This is a genomic window from Streptomyces sp. NPDC104381 (assembly GCF_055583745.1).
In genome coordinates this window covers 81,595-93,475 of sequence record NZ_JBVJNK010000011.1, presented here as the reverse complement: position 1 = coordinate 93,475, position 11,881 = coordinate 81,595, and the positions used below count along the sequence as shown (strand labels likewise).

Below are 11,881 nucleotides of genomic sequence, written 5' to 3'. Positions count from 1 at the left end.
TCAAGCCCCCTGGAGCCAGTTCTTGACGGTGGAGATCAGCCGTGCCGGCTCGGGGCCGACAGGGGTGACGTTGAGCATGGTGACGCCGGCATCGCGGAAGGCCTCGATGCGGTCGCGTACGTATCCCTCGGGGCCGCAGAGCGTCATGAGCTCGCAGAACTCGTCCGGTACGGCGGCCTCCGCCTCCCTCTTCCTCCCGGAGAGGTAGAGCTCCTGGATGGTGGCGGCCTCCTTTTCGTAGCCGTAGGCGACGGCGAGGTCGTTGTAGAAGTTCTTCCCGGGCGCGCCCATGCCGCCGACGTACAGCGCGATCTGCGGGCGGGCGAGGTCCCGGGCGGCCGCGGCGTCGTCGCCGATGGCCAGCAGGCCGCCCGCGACGGTCTGCAGGGGGCCGAGCGCCGGGTCGCGCTTCGCCGTGCCCTCCGCCAGTGCGGTGCCCCAGACCTGCTGGGCCTTCTCCGGGATGTAGAGGGTGGGGAGCCAGCCGTCGGCGATCTCGGCGGTCAGCGCCACGTTGGCGGGGCCGAGGGAGGCGACGTAGAGGGGGATGGTCTCGCGCACCGGCCGGGTGAGGATCTTCAGCGGCTTGCCGAGCTTGCCGCCCTTCTCCTTCGGCAGCGGCATGTCGGTGATGCCGTGGTGGTCGATGATCTCGCGGCGCCAGATGCGGCGGCAGAGCTCGACGGTCTCGCGGGTCCTGCCGAGCGGCTTGTCGTACGGCTTGCCGTGCCAGCCCTCCACGACCTGCGGGCCCGAGGCACCGAGGCCGAGCAGGGCGCGCCCGCCGGACACGGCGTCGAGCCCGGCGCCGGTCTGGGCGATGAGGGCGGGGGTGCGGGAGTAGACGTTGAGGATCGCCGCGCCGATCTTCAGGCGTTCGGTGCGGGCGGCGAGATAGCCCATCAGGGTGGGTGAGTCGAAGCCGTACGCCTCGGCGACCCAGACGGCGTCGAGTCCGGCGGACTCGAGCTCCGCGACCTGGTCGCAGGCGGTGCGCGGGTCGCCCGCGTAGTCGAGCGGCAGGGAGAGTTCCATCAGCCGGTCGCTTCCTTCCCGGTGGTCAGCAGGCCCGGCAGACCCCACTCCTCGGCGACGGCCTCGGTGTCCGCACCGGGCAGCGCGGGGCCGCCCCGTACGGAGGCGGGCGTCGCGGAGAAGCGGGGTGCGGGGGCGGGCTGGGTGAGTCCGCCGTGCTCCACGAAGGTGGAGCGGGCGGCGAGGTGGGGGTGGTCGGGTGCCTCGCGGAGCGAGAGGACGGGGGCCACGCAGGCGTCCGTCCCCTCGAAGATCTCGGTCCACTCGGCGCGCGTACGGGTGGAGAACCGTTCGGCGACCAGGGCGCGCAGTTCCTCCCAGCGTCCGAGGTCGTTGCGGTCGGGGGCCTCGTCCGCGATCCCGAGGAGCCGGGTGAACTCCTCGTAGAAGCGCGGCTCCAGCGCACCGACCGCCATGTACTCGCCGTCGGAGGTCGCGTAGGAGCCGTAGAAGGGACAGCCGCCGTCCAGGAGGTTGGAGCCGCGCCGGTCCTGCCAGCTGCCGGCGGCCAGCATGCCGTGGATCATCGTGGCGAGATGGGCCGCGCCGTCGACGATGGCCGCGTCGACGACCTGCCCGGTCCCGCCGGGCGTACGGGCGTGGTGGAGGGCGGCGAGCACACCGACGACGAGGTACAGCGAGCCGCCCGCGTAGTCGCCGACCAGATTGGCGGGCACGGCAGGCGCTTCACCGGGCCCGCCGATCATGGACAGGGTGCCGGTGAGGGCGATGTAGCCGATGTCGTGTCCCGCCCGCTCGGCCAGCGGGCCGTCCTGGCCCCAGCCGGTCATCCGCCCGTAGACGAGCCGCGGGTTGCGTTCCAGGCAGGCGTCGGGGCCCACGCCGAGGCGTTCGGCGACGCCCGGCCGGTAGCCCTCGATCAGGACGTCCGCGCGCTCGACGAGGTCGAGGACCCGTCCGGCTCCGCCCTCCGCCTTCAGATCGACGAGGACCGACCGCTTGTTGCGGTTGGTGAGGTCGAAGGCGGGTTCGACACCGATCACCGAACCGCCGGGCCGGTCGACGCGCACCACGTCGGCGCCGAGGTCGGCGAGGAGCATCGCGGCGAACGGACCCGGGCCGATGCCCGCCAGTTCGACGACGCGCACTCCGGTCAGCGGGCCCTGCGATCCGCGTCCTGTCGTTGCCATCAAGCCCCCAGCGGTGTGACACAACTGATGTAACATCGATGATGCTAAGAAGCGACCGCGCTCCGCACAACCCTTTTGGCCGAGCAAGCGCTTAGTTCCTTTTCGCGGATCCTCTCGCACCGAGGCCCTCCCCCGGCGGCACGGCACAACGAACACCTCGGCTACCCTCTGCCTGCCACATCGGCGCCGGCGCAGACGGAGGCACTCATGAACAGGCAGAACGGGGCGGAACGCCCTTATGACGTGGTCCTTTTCGGAGCCACCGGCTTCGTGGGGGCGCTCACGGCCGAATATCTCGCGGCCCACGCGCCGGACGGCTGCCGCTGGGCCCTGGCGGGCCGCAACCGCGCCAAGCTGGAACAACTGCGCGACCGCCTCGCCGCGCGGCACCCCCGCTGCGCGGACGTCCCCCTGCTGACGGCCGACTCCGACGACTCCGCCTCCCTGCGCGAACTCGCCGAGTCGGCGCATGTCGTGGCGTCCACGGTCGGACCGTACGTCTGGTACGGCGAGAAGCTGGTCGCCGCCTGCGCGGAGGCCGGGACCGACTACACCGACCTCACGGGAGAGGCGGAGTTCGTCGACCGGATGTACCTGGAGCACGACGGGCGGGCCCGTGAGACGGGGGCGCGCCTCGTGCACGCCTGCGGCTTCGACTCCGTACCGCACGACCTCGGCGTCTACTTCACCGTCCAGCAGCTCCCCGAGGACGTGCCGCTGACGATCGACGGCTTCGTCCGCACCAACGCGGTCTTCTCCGGCGGTACGTTCGCCTCGGCGCTCACCGCGATGGGCCGTGGTCCGCAGATGGCGCGGGCGGCGCGGGAGCGGCGTCTGCACGAGCCGCGCCTGGTGGGCCGCAGGGCCCGTGCCCCGCAGGGGGCGCCGCACTTCAGCCCGGGCACCGGCACCTGGGCACTGCCGCTGCCGACGCTGGACCCCCGGGTCGTCGAGCGGTCCGCGCGGGGGCTGGAGCGCTACGGCCCGGACTTCCGCTACCGGCACTTCGCCTCGGTGAAGCACCTGCCGGTGGCGCTCGGCGGCACGGCCGCGACGGTCCTGCTGGCGGGGGCCGCCCAGATCCCCGCGGCGCGGAACTGGCTGTCCTCCCGGGTCGAGCCGGGCACCGGCCCCGACGAGCGGCGCAGGAAGCGCAGCTGGTTCACGGTGCGCTTCATCGGTGAGGGCGGCGGCCGGCGGGTCCGCACCGAGGTGTCGGGCGGCGATCCCGGTTACGACGAGACGGCCAAGATGCTCGCCGAGGCGGCCCTGGCGCTCGCCCTCGACGACCTGCCGGCGACATCGGGTCAGGTCACGACGGCCGTGGCGATGGGCGACGCGCTGCTGGAGCGGCTGACGGCCGCCGGGCTGCGCTTCCGGGTCGCGGCGGTGCGCTGAGCCCCGGAGGGCGCGCGCACCCGGTGGGTCAGAGCATCCAGGACGCCAGCGTGACGACCATGGACACGGTCCAGCCGGCGCCCGCGAGGACGCCCAGGGTCATGCCCACAGCGACGCCGCGCTGCGAGAGACGTACGGTTCCGGTGCTCATCTGGGGTGCGTGGTGGTCGATCATGCGTACCAGCCTGCCCCTGATGTTCGACAACCAACATCCGTTTTTGTACTCAGTCGGCAACAGATCCCGGGCGGGCCGATTCGGCTCGGCCGATCGCCTCCCTGAGGGCGGACCGGCAGAGGGCGTCGGCCCTGCGCGTGGTCTCCGGCTGGCGGAAGTCGCGGGCCAGCGCGAGCGTGTGGGCGCAGGCGTTGTCGAGGCCGGTGCGGTGCCCGACCGAGACGAAGACGGGCTTGGTGTCGTCCTGCGTGCGCAGGGCCCGGCCCACCTCCTCGTCGCCGTCCATGAGCGGGGTGAAGTCGCCCCGCCGTGGCCCGGGTTCCTCGTGACGGAAGGTGAAGGGGTTCTTCGCCACCCCGATGACGGGCAGGCCGGTGAGGACGCCGAGGTGGCTGGCGAGCCCGAACCTGCGGGGGTGGGCCCGCCCGTAGCCGTCGCAGACCACGAGCCCCGGGTCCACCGGCAGGCCCTCCAGGGCCGCCAGGACCGCCGGGATCTCCCGGAAGGCCAGCAGCCCGGGAACGTACGGGAACGTCACGCGGCCGTCGGCGGTGGACCCGGCGATCACCTCCAGGGTCGCCGCGTCCAGGACGACGGCCGCCGCGACGACGAGGTCGCGCTCGTCGTCGTAGGCGACGTCGACGCCCGTGACCCGGCCCACCCCGGGCGGCGGACCCGGCTCGTCCAGGACCACCCGGGGGCGCAACTCGTCCTGGACGGCGCGGGCTTCGGCCGCGTCGGCGGGCATCCGGAAAGTCGTCATGACGGGTCAGTCTAGGCAGCCGGTAGCCTGGCGATCATGTTCGTACTCGAGTTGACCTACACCGCACCGGTCGAGCGCGTCGACGCCCTCATGACGGACCATGTGTCCTGGCTGGACGCGCAGTACGCGGCCGGGGTGTTCATCGCCTCCGGTCGCAAGAACCCCCGCGACGGCGGTGTGATCCTGGCGGTGGGCGAGGACCGTGCCGGGATCGAGCGGATCGCGGCATCCGACCCCTTCGCGGCGCACGGGGTGTGCGCCTACCGGATCACGGAGTTCCTCGCGACGAAGACCTCGGACGCCCTCGCGCCGTACCGGCAGCAGCCGGCCGGCTGAACGTCCGGGGCGGGTCAGGCGATCAGTGCGCAGATGTCGGTCGTCGTGCCGTGCGCCATGGTCACCGTCTTGTGGCCTGCGGGGCTGATGAGCAGGGTGTGGACGCCGTCGACGAGGTACATGCCCCGGTCGAGGTTGCCCTCCCCCACGCCGACCAGGACGGGGCCGAGCACCGACCAGAACTGTGAGCCGTCGGTGCGGTACTCGACGATCGCCGAGCCGCTCGCGTCCGCGTCGTGGAAGACGCCCGTCCGCTGGTTGGTCACCCGGACGACGAGGTCGCCCTTGTACGCCACCCGCTTCGGCGATCCGTCGGGGTGCCGGTCGAGGACGTGCTGGACGACCTCGTCGACGACGGGTTCGCCGTGGATGGCGAAGTCGCAGCGCAGCCCGGCCGCGACATCGAAGGGCGCGGACGGCGCGGGCTCCCAGCCGAGCGCACGGCCGGGGCCCGGGCGGTCGGCGGCGGTGGTCGTGGTGTGGCCGGCGGGCGTCGCGTGAGCGGGCGCCGCGCCCAGGGCGGTGGCTGCGGCGACTGCCGTCAGGAACTGCGCTGTTCGTCGCACGGTGACTCCTTGGGAGCGTAGAGGTACGTGAGGAGCGGTCGGGTTGTGCCGGCCACAGCGTGCCCGCCGCTCCTGACCACTTGCTGACCACGTGCCGGCCGTGTGCCGGGTGCCGGCCGTGTGCCGGGTGCCGGCCGTGTGCCGGCCGTCCCCGTCCACCCGCGCGTCCGGCCCGGATATGCTCTGCGTCGCCATGGAGTTCCGACTGCTGGGCCCGTTCGAGGCCCGTCACGACGGCGCGCGGGTCCTGGTCTCCGGCCGCCGTCAGGAGCGCTGTCTGCTCGCGATCCTGTTGCTCGACGCGGGGCGGGTCGTGGCCACCGGGCGCCTCACCGAGCTGCTGTGGGACGGCGACGCCTCCGCTTCGGGCCGCGGGACCCTCCACACCTACATCGGACGGCTCCGCGCGCGGCTGCGGCCGTACGGGCTGCACATCGACACCCGGCACGGCGGTTACGTCCTCGATCCTGACGGCCACACCATCGACGCCCGGGAGTTCGCGGCGCTGTGCGGACGGGCGCGGGCCACCGGGGACGCGGTGCGGCGTGTGCGCCACTACGACGAGGCCCTCGCCCTGTGGCAGGGGCCGCTGCTCGCCGACGTGGCCGACGACGCCCTGCGCGACCGGCTCCGCGGCCATCTGACCGAGCTGCGGCTCTCCGCGCTGGAGGAGAGGGCGGAGGCCCTGCTCGAACTCGGCGAGCACGCCGGGCTGGTCGCCGATCTCGCTCCGACGACGCTCCGCCACCCGGAGAGGGAGCGGCTGGTCGCCGCGCACATGACCGCGCTGCACCGGAGCGGCCGGCAGGCCGAGGCCCTCGATCTCTACCGGCTCACCCGGCAGGCGCTCGTGAGCCGTCTCGGTGTCGAACCGGGGGCGGCCCTGCGGACCCTGCACGAGCGCATGCTGCGGGGCGACCCCCGGCTGGACCGGCCGCCGGGCCCCGTGTACGCGGTCCGGGTGGGCGGGGAGTGGCTGCCGTGGAGCACGAGCGGGCACCCCGCGCTCGAGTTCTGCAACACCTACGCCGGCTGGGGCGATCCTCCGTCGCCGGGGTCCGAGTGGCTGCGTACGTACTCCACACTGGCCGTCTGGGCGGGCCATCTGGACCTCGCGGAGGATCAGCTCGTGTCGGGGCTGCTCAAGCGGGCGGAGCAGCGGCCGGCGGACGCGGCGGCCGTCCTGGAGGAGGCCCGGGAGTTCCGTACGCGGCTCCGTACCGCGCTGACCGACCCCGAGGACGTGCCGGCCTTCAGGGCGGTGGCCGCCCTGGCGCAGGAGGCGGCGGGCGTCTCCTCGTTCGTCCGGGGCGAGGACGGGCTGGGCCGTTGGCGGCTGTCCCCGTCCGCCGGGCTGCGACTGCCGCTGCTGGGCGTGGCCCGCAGCGCGGCCGAACTCCTGGGGGATCCGGCCCGGTTCATGATCCGGGTCTGCCCGGGGGCCGGCTGCGGCTGGGTCTTCCCCGACGAGAGCGGCCGGCGCCGCTGGTGCAGCCTCGGCACCTGCGGCAGACCGCACTGACACCGTACGGCGTACGGGCCGGAGGAGACCCGTACCGCTACCGCAGCCGCGCGATCCGGCCCTTCTCGCCCGCGGCCCAGCAGCCGCCGTCCGGGGCGCAGTCGACGGTGTCGTACGAGCCGGTGTCCACGGTCCGCCAGGTGCGTCCGCCGTCCCGGGTGACATCGGTTCCGGTCGGGCCCACGGCGAGCGCCGAGCTCCGGCTGCGGGGCAGCCAGGCGACGCCTGAGCGGTAGGCGGGCGGCGGGGTGACCGCGCTCCGCCAGTTCCGGCCGCCGTCGCCGGTGACGGACGCGGCGTCCGGCGACGCCTCCCCCGTGCGGTAGTCGCCGCCGACCGCGATGCCGTGCGTACGGTCCCGGAAGGCGAGGCCGAACACCCCGCGCGCCGGATCACCCGCGGGGATCCGCGCCCCGGCCTCCTTCCAGGTCAGGCCTCGGTCGGCGGAGTGCAGCACCCGGGAGGCCGCGGCGCCGCCGGTGGCGAGCCAGACGTCCTTGGCTCCCGCGCTGACGAGGCACTGGCCGCTCGCCGCGAACCCGGCCTCACCGGGCTGCGCGGCGGGCATCCCCCTGTCGGGCAGCACCCGCCAGTTCCGCCCTCCGTCCGAGGTCGACAGGATGCGGAACTTCCCGTCCACCGGGTCGCTCATCGCGAGCCCGTGACGGCTGTCGAAGAAGGTCAGGCAGTCGTAGAAGGCGCGGGCGTCGGTGTTGCGGAAGGACTCGGTCCAGGTCGCGCCCCCGTCCTCCGTACGGAAGACCCGGGACGCCTCGCCCTCACCGATGGCCAGCGCCACCGCCCGACGCCGGTCGAAGGCCTCGACGTCCCGGAACTCCAGCCCGGCCGCGCCGGCCGGTGAGACGTCACGCCAGTGGCGTCCCGCATCCGTGGTCCGCAGCACCGTGCCCCCGGTGCCGGCGGCCCAGGCGGTGTCGCGTCCGACGGCGGCGAGACCGCGGAACCGCGCGTCCGTCCCCGTCGTCGTGGACACCCATCGCGGTGTGCGGTCGCTGTGCCCACCGGACGTGGCCTGCGCCGACGGAGCGGCCAGCGCGGCGGTCACCGCCGCCCCGCAGAGCACAGGTGCGATCAGCCGTCTCGTCTTCCCCATGGCCTTCATGGCGCTGGAAGCTAACCCACCGGTGGACGGGCGTCCAGGGTGCGCCCGGCGAAACGGGGCAGTGGATCAGGGGGAGACGGGGGCGGTGACGCAGCTCACGCCGTCCGCCGGTGCACGGATGGAGGCGTTCCGTCGTCTACTCCAATGCCGGGAACCGTTCGTCCGAGGCGAGAGGGAGCAGGTCTTGTCCAGCGTTATCGAGCAGTCCGTGCAGGCCCGTATGGTCGCGTCCGCGCCGCGTATGGAGACTCTGCCCGCCACTCTGCACTACGACCGCAAGGACCCCTTCGCCGTCCGCATGGCGTTCCCGGCGCCGGCGACGCTCGAAGGCACCGAGGTGTCCTGGGAGTTCTCCCGTGAGCTGCTCGCCACCGGCATGGACGCGCCGGCCGGTGTCGGTGACGTCCGGGTCCGGCCCTTCGGGTACGACCGTACGGTGCTGGAGTTCCACGCGGTCGAGGGCATCGCGATGGTGCATGTGCGGACCTCCGAGCTGCGCCGCTTCCTGAAGCGGGCGCAGGAGCTGGTCCCGGTCGGGGACGAGTACCGCTTCCTGGACCTGGACGGCGACCTGACCGATCTGCTGGGCGGGTCCTCCTGAGCGGCCCGGACGCCCTCCCGGCCTCCCTCCCGGCTCCTCTCCCGTTTTCTCTTCCCCCTTCCGCGGCCGGAATTCGGTTGCGTGGCCACGGGGACGGCTCGTAGCGTTTCCGTCGTCCCTGTTGTCGTCGGATCGGAGAAGGACGTTGCTCCACATCTGAGGTGTCCGCCCGCCGCACCGCGTGCCCGACGCACGCGTGCCCTCGCGCGACCCCAGTGTCCGAGCCGTTCTCCGTGATTCCCTCGACGCAGCCGGGAGACCCTTGTGCCTGCATCCACCACGCATATCCACTGCTCCTCCCTCTCGTTCGCCTGGCCCGACGGGCGCGAGATCTTCGACGACTTCCACCTGGCGGTGGGTCCCGGCCGGACCGGACTCATCGGTCTCAACGGCTGCGGCAAGTCCACCCTGCTGCGTCTGATGGCCGGTGAACTCACGCCCACGGGCGGGCGCGTCCGCGCGGCCGGGACCATCGGCTACCTCCCCCAGGACCTGGTCCTGGACACCGCCCTGCGGGTGGACGAGGTCCTGGGGGTCGCCACGGCTCGCGCGGCGCTCCACGCCATCGAGGCGGGCGACGCCCGCGAGGAGCACTTCACCGCGGTCGGGGACGACTGGGACGTCGAGGAGCGCGCCGGGGCCGTGCTGAGCCAGCTGGGCCTGTCCGCGATCGGACTCGACCGGACCGTGGGCGAACTGTCCGGCGGCGAGTGCGTATTGCTGCGCCTGGCGGCACTCCTGCTGGCCCGCCCTTCCGTCCTGCTGCTGGACGAGCCGACCAACAACCTCGACGTGTACGCCCGCAGGCGGCTGTACGACGCCGTGGACGCCTGGACGGGAGTGCTGGTCGTGGTCAGTCACGACCGGGACCTGCTGGAGCGGGTGGACCGGATCGCCGATCTCCGCGACGGCGCGGTCACCTGGTACGGCGGCAGCCTGTCGGCGTACGAGCAGGCGCTGGCCGTGGAACAGGAGGCGGCCGGGCGGATGGTGCGGGCGGCCGAGGCCGACGTACGGCGCCAGAGGCGCGAACTCTCCGACGCCCACGTCAAACTGGCCCGCCGCAAGCGGTACGGGCAGAAGATGTGGGACAACAAACGCGAGCCGAAGGCCGTGATGGGCCAGCGCAAGCAGACCGCCCAGGAGTCGGCCGGCAAGCACCGCATCATGCACACCGAGCGGCTGGCGGAGGCGGAGGAGCGGCTCGACGAGGCGGTCGAGGCGGTGCGGGACGACGAGGCGATCCGGATCGAGCTGCCGCAGACCCGGGTGCACCCGGGAGGCGGCGTGCTGATGCTCCGTGACCTCGAACTGGCCTACGGGGCACGGGTGCCGGGCGAGTGGGATCTGCGCGGCCCGGAGCGGATCGCGCTCATCGGCCGTAACGGCGCGGGGAAGACGACGCTGCTGCGCACGATCGCCGGCCGGCTGGACCCGGTGTCGGGCGAGGTGGACGCCCAGGTGCCGGTGGGGTTCCTGCCGCAGCGTCTCGACGTGCTCGACGACACGTCGTCCCTGGTGGCCAACGTGGCACGTGTCGCGCCCGGCACCACGGACAACGGCATCCGGGCGAGGCTGGCACACTTCCTCTTCAAGGGCGCGCGTGCGGACCTCCCGGCCGGTACGCTCTCCGGCGGTGAGCGCCTCAGGGCCGCGCTGGCGGCGCTGCTGCTCACCGAGCCGGCCCCTCGGCTGCTGATGCTGGACGAACCGACGAACAGCCTCGACCTGTCCGGCGTGCACCGTCTGACGTCGGCGCTGGCGGCGTACCGGGGAGCGCTGATCGTGGCGAGCCACGACCTGCCGTTCCTGACGTCTCTGGGGATCACCCGGTGGCTGCTGCTGGACGAGGGCGGACTCCGGGACATCGACCCCGGAGAGTTGCCGGGAATCGGGGGCGACGGCGCCTGACCTGTCCCCTACCGTACGCCTATGACCTGCACGGATGACCGTGTGTGAGCGGGTACCGCGAGGACCGGGCTTGGCTGCGGCCTTACTGCCGCCTTAACCTACGGTCACGTAACCTACGAAGCCGTAGGTAATTCTCCCGTCCCCAGGAGCCCCCGTGACGATCACCTCTCCCCACACAGGCAGTTCGAAGGCGTGGACCGACGCCCAGCTGCTCTACGCGCTGGAGGAGGTGGTGGAGAAGGAACTCAACCGCCATCTCAAGGTCGCCAAGGACTGGATGCCCCACGAGTACGTGCCGTTCTCCGACGGCCGTAACTTCCCCGGATTCTTCGAGGACGGGGAGGCGTGGGAGACCGGCCAGTCCAAGGTCACCGACATCGGGCGCATCGCCCTCGTCGTGAACCTGCTGACCGAGGACAACCTCCCCAGTTATCACCACGAGATCGCCTCCCTCTTCGGCCGTGACGGCGCCTGGGGCACCTGGGTGCACCGCTGGACCGCGGAGGAGGGCCGGCACGGCATCGTGATGCGCGACTACCTCCTGACCTCGCGCGCCGTGGACCCGGACAAGCTGGAGCAGTTCCGCATGGCGCACATGGCGGAGGGCTTCGAGTCCGACAACCGCCACTCCATGCTGCACTCCGTGGCGTACGTCGCCTTCCAGGAGCTCGCGACCCGCGTCTCGCACCGCAACACCGGCCACCAGTCGGGCGATCCCGTCTGCGACCGGATGCTGGCCAGGATCGCGACCGACGAGAACCTGCACATGGTCTTCTACCGCAACCTGCTGGGCGCGGCCTTCGAGCTCGCCCCGGACCTCACGATGCAGTCCGTCCGCGATGTCGTCGTCAACTTCCGGATGCCCGGGCACGGCATGCCCGGCTTCGAGCGGGCCGCGGCGCAGATGGCGATCGGCGAGATCTACAACATGCGCATCCACCACGACGACGTGATCCAGCCCGTCCTGCGGTACCTGAAGGTCCTCGACATCGACGGGCTCGGCCCGGAGGGCCTGAAGGCGCAGGAGGAGCTCGGGCTGTACATGAACGGCCTGGACAGCGAGGCGTCGAAGTTCGACGAGAAGCTGGCGGCCCGCAAGGCCCGCGTGGCGGCCCGGGCCGCACAGGGCTGATCCCCCGGTCTCCCCCGAGAACACACCCGGCCGGGCTCGGGATCCGCTCCCCGACCCGCCGGACCGTGGCGGGCCCTCGAAGAACCGAGGGGAGCCACCAGAACGTATCCAAAAAAAAGGTCTAACCCCAAAACTTAAAAGAAAAGAAAGGATGGCGGTGTAACAAGT

The 11,881-nt window shown here is 72.5% G+C and carries 12 protein-coding genes; 6 read left to right on the top strand and 6 right to left on the bottom strand.

Annotation, left to right across the window (positions count from 1 at the left end):
• Positions 1-1,035, bottom strand: a complete 1,035-nt coding sequence (locus tag ACZ607_RS31940; protein ID WP_469740680.1) for an LLM class F420-dependent oxidoreductase — start codon at positions 1,033-1,035, stop codon at positions 1-3.
• Positions 1,035-2,186 carry a CaiB/BaiF CoA transferase family protein gene (locus ACZ607_RS31935; protein WP_469740678.1) on the bottom strand — a complete coding sequence of 384 codons (1,152 nt, stop codon included), beginning with the start codon at positions 2,184-2,186 and terminating at the stop codon, positions 1,035-1,037. The genes ACZ607_RS31940 and ACZ607_RS31935 overlap by 1 nt, the downstream gene beginning before the upstream one ends.
• A 207-nt stretch (positions 2,187-2,393) precedes the next feature.
• On the opposite strand from ACZ607_RS31935, the gene ACZ607_RS31930 reads away from it, so the two are divergent.
• Complete coding sequence (locus ACZ607_RS31930) at positions 2,394-3,584, top strand: saccharopine dehydrogenase family protein (protein WP_469740676.1); 1,191 nt, start codon at positions 2,394-2,396, stop codon at positions 3,582-3,584.
• 28 nt (positions 3,585-3,612) lie between these two features.
• On the opposite strand, the gene mmpA is transcribed toward ACZ607_RS31930, so the two are convergent.
• Positions 3,613-3,759, bottom strand: a complete 147-nt coding sequence (gene mmpA, locus ACZ607_RS31925; RefSeq protein WP_014152821.1) for a morphogenic membrane protein MmpA — start codon at positions 3,757-3,759, stop codon at positions 3,613-3,615.
• A gap of 49 nt (positions 3,760-3,808) precedes the next feature.
• Entirely contained in the window at positions 3,809-4,507 is a 699-nt protein-coding gene (locus tag ACZ607_RS31920) for an endonuclease V (protein ID WP_469741028.1), read from the bottom strand.
• Positions 4,508-4,558: 51 nt separating this feature from the next.
• Between ACZ607_RS31920 and ACZ607_RS31915 the strand changes: the two genes are divergently transcribed.
• A complete protein-coding gene (locus ACZ607_RS31915) occupies positions 4,559-4,858 on the top strand; it encodes a YciI family protein (protein ID WP_469740672.1) in 300 nt (99 codons plus the stop codon).
• A 14-nt stretch (positions 4,859-4,872) separates the two neighbouring features.
• On the opposite strand, the gene ACZ607_RS31910 is transcribed toward ACZ607_RS31915, so the two are convergent.
• A complete protein-coding gene (locus tag ACZ607_RS31910) occupies positions 4,873-5,424 on the bottom strand; it encodes a hypothetical protein (protein ID WP_469740670.1) in 552 nt (183 codons plus the stop codon).
• A gap of 193 nt (positions 5,425-5,617) precedes the next feature.
• Here ACZ607_RS31910 and ACZ607_RS31905 point away from each other — a divergent pair, with 193 nt between their 5' ends.
• Positions 5,618-6,946 (top strand): BTAD domain-containing putative transcriptional regulator, encoded by a 1,329-nt coding sequence (locus tag ACZ607_RS31905; RefSeq protein WP_469740667.1) that lies wholly within the window; start codon positions 5,618-5,620, stop codon positions 6,944-6,946.
• A 37-nt stretch (positions 6,947-6,983) separates the two neighbouring features.
• Here ACZ607_RS31905 and ACZ607_RS31900 read toward each other — a convergent pair whose 3' ends face one another.
• A complete protein-coding gene (locus ACZ607_RS31900; RefSeq protein ID WP_469740664.1) occupies positions 6,984-8,069 on the bottom strand; it encodes a WD40/YVTN/BNR-like repeat-containing protein in 1,086 nt (361 codons plus the stop codon).
• A gap of 184 nt (positions 8,070-8,253) precedes the next feature.
• Between ACZ607_RS31900 and ssgD the strand changes: the two genes are divergently transcribed.
• The 3 genes from ssgD to ACZ607_RS31885 all read left to right on the top strand — a co-directional run bounded on the left by ssgD (position 8,254) and on the right by ACZ607_RS31885 (position 11,713).
• Entirely contained in the window at positions 8,254-8,670 is a 417-nt protein-coding gene (ssgD, locus tag ACZ607_RS31895) for a spore wall synthesis regulator SsgD (RefSeq protein ID WP_469740662.1), read from the top strand.
• Between the two features lie 264 nt (positions 8,671-8,934).
• Positions 8,935-10,581 (top strand): ABC-F family ATP-binding cassette domain-containing protein, encoded by a 1,647-nt coding sequence (locus ACZ607_RS31890; protein WP_469740659.1) that lies wholly within the window; start codon positions 8,935-8,937, stop codon positions 10,579-10,581.
• Between the two features lie 154 nt (positions 10,582-10,735).
• The gene (locus ACZ607_RS31885; protein ID WP_469740657.1) at positions 10,736-11,713 is read left to right on the top strand and encodes an acyl-ACP desaturase; all 978 of its coding nucleotides are present in this window, start codon (positions 10,736-10,738) and stop codon (positions 11,711-11,713) included.
• Positions 11,714-11,881: the final 168 nt, after the last annotated feature.

Excerpts from the sequence above, each read along its gene's own strand:
- ACZ607_RS31940 (WP_469740680.1), bottom strand. The coding sequence starts at position 1,035 with ATGGAACTCTCCCTGCCGCTCGACTACGCGGGCGACCCGCGCACCGCC.
- ACZ607_RS31935 (WP_469740678.1), bottom strand. The coding sequence starts at position 2,186 with ATGGCAACGACAGGACGCGGATCGCAGGGCCCGCTGACCGGAGTGCGC.
- ACZ607_RS31930 (WP_469740676.1), top strand. The coding sequence starts at position 2,394 with ATGAACAGGCAGAACGGGGCGGAACGCCCTTATGACGTGGTCCTTTTC.
- mmpA (WP_014152821.1), bottom strand. The coding sequence starts at position 3,759 with ATGATCGACCACCACGCACCCCAGATGAGCACCGGAACCGTACGTCTC.
- ACZ607_RS31920 (WP_469741028.1), bottom strand. The coding sequence starts at position 4,507 with ATGCCCGCCGACGCGGCCGAAGCCCGCGCCGTCCAGGACGAGTTGCGC.
- ACZ607_RS31915 (WP_469740672.1), top strand. The coding sequence starts at position 4,559 with ATGTTCGTACTCGAGTTGACCTACACCGCACCGGTCGAGCGCGTCGAC.
- ACZ607_RS31905 (WP_469740667.1), top strand. The coding sequence starts at position 5,618 with ATGGAGTTCCGACTGCTGGGCCCGTTCGAGGCCCGTCACGACGGCGCG.
- ACZ607_RS31900 (WP_469740664.1), bottom strand. The coding sequence starts at position 8,069 with ATGAAGGCCATGGGGAAGACGAGACGGCTGATCGCACCTGTGCTCTGC.